The following is a 3,512-nucleotide window of genomic DNA, read 5'->3' on the forward strand; positions in this document are numbered from 1 at the left end:
CACCGCGGCACGCGCGTGCGCAAGATGCACTCCTCCTACCGCTCGACCTTCCGCACCATCGGCGACATCCCGCTGGCCATGGTCGACCGCCAGAAGATCACGCCGCTGCGCCAGGACTACAAGCGCCGGCGCAACGACCGCCGCGTCGACATCCTCCCTTTTTTCGAGGAAAAGGTTGGCATGCTCTACTACTACCCCAACATGCAGCCCGACATGATCGACTCCATGGTCGACAACGGCTACCGCGGCATCGTCATCGCCGGCACCGGGCTGGGGCATGTCAACAAGCCGCTTTACCCGGCCATCGTGCGCGCCGTCGAAAAGGGCGTGACCATCTACATGACCGTGCAGACGCTCTGGGGCTACGTGCACATGTTCGTCTACGACACCGGCCGCGACCTGATGGCCAAGGGCATCATCCCGGCCGAGAACATGCTCCCGGAAGTCGCCTACGTCAAGTTGGCCTGGGCCCTGGGCCAAACGACCGATCTCGGCAAAGTAAAAGACCTGATGCTCACCCCCATCGCCGGCGAGATCACCGAGCGCGAGCCTTACAACGGTTATTTAATATTCCAGGGCGGCATCCCCGAGGTCGAAGAGTTCATCAAGAAGTTCCACAAATAAGGAAAGTCTTTTTTCGCAGGAACAAAATAAAATCGCTGAAAAATAATTGCTTGCTAAGATTTACTTGAGGAGCGGTTGAATTGTATTGACATGCGCAGGCTATTGATTTACGCTTCCAATCAAGCAAAGAACAGAGATAAGGAGGGACCCATGAAACGCATCATCGCGCTGATCGTCACGTTGTTAGCGCTCTTTTCGGCGGCGCCCGGAGTGATTGGACAGCAGGGCCAGGACCGGGCTACGCGCCCGACAACGCCCCCCAAGCCGGGTCTGGATCCGACCGTCACCATTCTCGGCGATCATAAGAAACTGGATGTCGACGGCGACGGCGTTTTCGAGATCGAGGACCTCGCCATTTTCGACCGCACGCCCGTCTCCCTCAAGTCGAACGTGGACCTCGTGCTCGTCCTCGTGGAATCCCGGCTGGTTCCGGCTCACTCCGGGCCGCCCGGAGACCGCGCGATGGGCCGGGCCGGGTACTCCTCCCAATGCTTACTCGACCGCCTGGATCAGTTCCAGAAAGACCTCCGCGCCGACGGCTTCCCAAACCATCTCGTCAAGGCCCAGGTTTACAGCGGTCCGGCCCATCAGGATGGCCAGACCGTAATCGCGTTGCGGCGCCTGCTCCGGGCCTTCCGCGACAAGTTCCCGAATTTCAAGGGGGTCATCTTCGTCGGCTCGTTCCCCGAGCCCATGCTGGTCCGGAAATGGGTCTGGAAAAAGCCCGCGGAGGGCCTGACCATCGGCGGCAAGGTCTGCCCCGCGGGGACCGAGTATTTGCGCATCAAACCGGAGATCATCTCCGAGAGGTCCGATCTCGTCTTCGCCGACCTGACGGGAAATTGGGAGGCGCTATTTCGTCGAGGCGTTAATGATATCCCCTCGATCGAGGCTGTGCCGGATCAAAAGCTTGCCGCGGACGGGCCGAGGGCCGGCAAGCGGATCACTTCGAGCCAGTTCAACCAGGCCTTCATCAGATTCAATGACTTGTTCTTTATCGACGATACGGACCTGACATTCAACTCCCATTCCGGCAATCTCGATTTCACCATAAACGCGGTTCTGAAGCATCCCGAGATGACCGAACAGAATAAGATCGCGCCGAATCCGATCGCCCGGCCCGAAATCTACGTCTCGCGGATCAACGCCCGCCACATCGCCATCAACCCCAAACCCAATTTCCTCGACATCGACGGCCTGGGATTCCTCGACGCGAACGGGAAACCGCGGACATATCTGTCCCCTTATTCGCTCGGCTCCGGAGCGATGATCTGGTATCGGGACGCGGAGCTGGAGCTGAGACTCCTGATCGATTATTTCGACCGGAATCACCGGTATCGGACGGATCGTCCAGGGGGACCGACCATCAATGCCGCGGCGATCTCCTATGGAGACGGGCTCGCCGGGGCCGTCAACGACGCGCAGTGGATGAAAGACCAATGTCCGGACATGCGGGTCCGGACCAAGGAGAACGCGAGCCTAGTCGACTATATCGAATGGTTGAAGGGCGCGGGCACGGTCATGTTCATCGACGCCCACAGCGGCCCAACGGGCTCCGTGTTCGGACCCGACTACGGCGGGACGGTGGCTTTGGAGCGTGCCCTCGGGCCCGGCCTATGGAAATGGGAAATGGCCGGGGCCGGACCCCAAAACGGCAAGTATGTCGTAACCTATAAGCCGGGGTTCAGCCAACAGGGAGGGATGGCGGATTTCTACGTCGGCCGTTCGATCTACGAGAACGGTCTGCTCGCCTCGAGGCGGCCGCGCATCTACATCCACAAGGGTTGCCAGGTCAATTCGCCCGAAAACGCGGATGCCACTCCCTACAGCAGTGAAACCTACGGTTCCTTCCAGAACGCGGAGTGCGTCCTGTTCTATCTGAACGGAGTGGCGGTCGTATCGAGGGCTAAGGTGTTCTACGATGCGCCCCGGGATTTCATCAAGGGCCTGACCGCGCCGAGAGGGCACGTCGGCAAAGGCTGGGAAGCTTACTATCGGTCCGAGTGCAACGACGCCGAGCTGGCCAAGGATCCGGCCGACTGCAAACGGTCCTACACCTGGAGCATTCTGGGCGACTGGACCCTCCAGGCGAGGTGACGCGTTTTTCTCAAGATGAACGGGGACGGACTAAGAAAATGTGAATTAGTTGGTTCGTGATTCGTGCACATGTTCGTCTACGACACCGGCCGCGACCTGATGGCCAAGGGCATCATCCCGGCCGAGAACATGCTGCCGGAAGTGGCCTACGTCAAGCTGGCCTGGGCGCTGGGCCAGACCACCGATCTCGGCAAGGTAAAGGATTTGATGCTGACCCCCATCGCCGGCGAGATCACCGAACGCGAGCCCTACAACAGCTATTTGATCTTCCAGGGCGGCATCCCCGAGGTCGAAGAATTTATCAGGAAGTTTCATAAATAAAAAAGGCAAAGCCAACCTTATTATTCGTTATCTAAAATGTTGGAAATTCATCGTGCAATCTTTTAAAGAATTGAGAGATAATAATTTATGCAAAATTATAAACGCCGTTGCCAATTTCCGTTTCGTGAGCTGAGCCTATAATGGAAGGAGCTGAAGGTTTTCTTCAAATCGAAGCGGAGATGCGGTCGCTGGCGTACTGGTGCAATATGGCGCCGATCAGCGTCTGGTAGGGAATTCCCGCGGCAGCAGCTTTTTTCTTGATGCGCTCCAGGTCTTGCGGGGTAATGCGAATGTTGATGCGATTGGCTTTTTTGAGGGATTCCGCGGCCGCCTGCTGCAATTCTTCCCGCTCTCCGGCAGACATGGGCATGCGTTTCAACTTGCCTGCTGCCAGCTCCGCCAGGGTTTCTTGCATCTCTTCCCGATCGTCCATTTTATCCCTGCGCTTTGTGTTTTTAACGGTCACCTTT

At 57.9% G+C, this 3,512-nt stretch carries 4 protein-coding genes; 3 read left to right on the forward strand and 1 reads right to left on the reverse strand.

The annotated features are described in order from the left end of the window. The 3 genes from NTW95_05775 to NTW95_05785 all read left to right on the forward strand — a co-directional run. The coding region (locus tag NTW95_05775; GenBank protein MCX6556926.1) for a Glu-tRNA(Gln) amidotransferase GatDE subunit D at window positions 1-624 on the forward strand (624 nt) is incomplete at its 5' end. 90 nt (window positions 625-714) lie between these two features. Beyond that, window positions 715-2,721 (forward strand): hypothetical protein, encoded by a 2,007-nt coding sequence (locus tag NTW95_05780; GenBank protein ID MCX6556927.1) that lies wholly within the window; start codon window positions 715-717, stop codon window positions 2,719-2,721. Window positions 2,722-2,790: 69 nt separating this feature from the next. Continuing rightward, the gene (locus NTW95_05785; protein ID MCX6556928.1) at window positions 2,791-3,042 is read left to right on the forward strand and encodes a hypothetical protein; all 252 of its coding nucleotides are present in this window, start codon (window positions 2,791-2,793) and stop codon (window positions 3,040-3,042) included. A gap of 163 nt (window positions 3,043-3,205) precedes the next feature. On the opposite strand, the gene NTW95_05790 is transcribed toward NTW95_05785, so the two are convergent. Further along, window positions 3,206-3,512 (reverse strand): hypothetical protein (locus NTW95_05790; protein MCX6556929.1); only part of this gene is annotated, 307 nt, incomplete at its 5' end.

This window comes from Candidatus Aminicenantes bacterium (assembly GCA_026393795.1).
Lineage (GTDB): Bacteria > Acidobacteriota > Aminicenantia > UBA2199 > UBA2199 > UBA2199.

Excerpts from the sequence above, each read along its gene's own strand:
- NTW95_05785 (MCX6556928.1), top strand. The coding sequence starts at position 2,791 with ATGTTCGTCTACGACACCGGCCGCGACCTGATGGCCAAGGGCATCATC.
- NTW95_05780 (MCX6556927.1), top strand. The coding sequence starts at position 715 with ATGCGCAGGCTATTGATTTACGCTTCCAATCAAGCAAAGAACAGAGAT.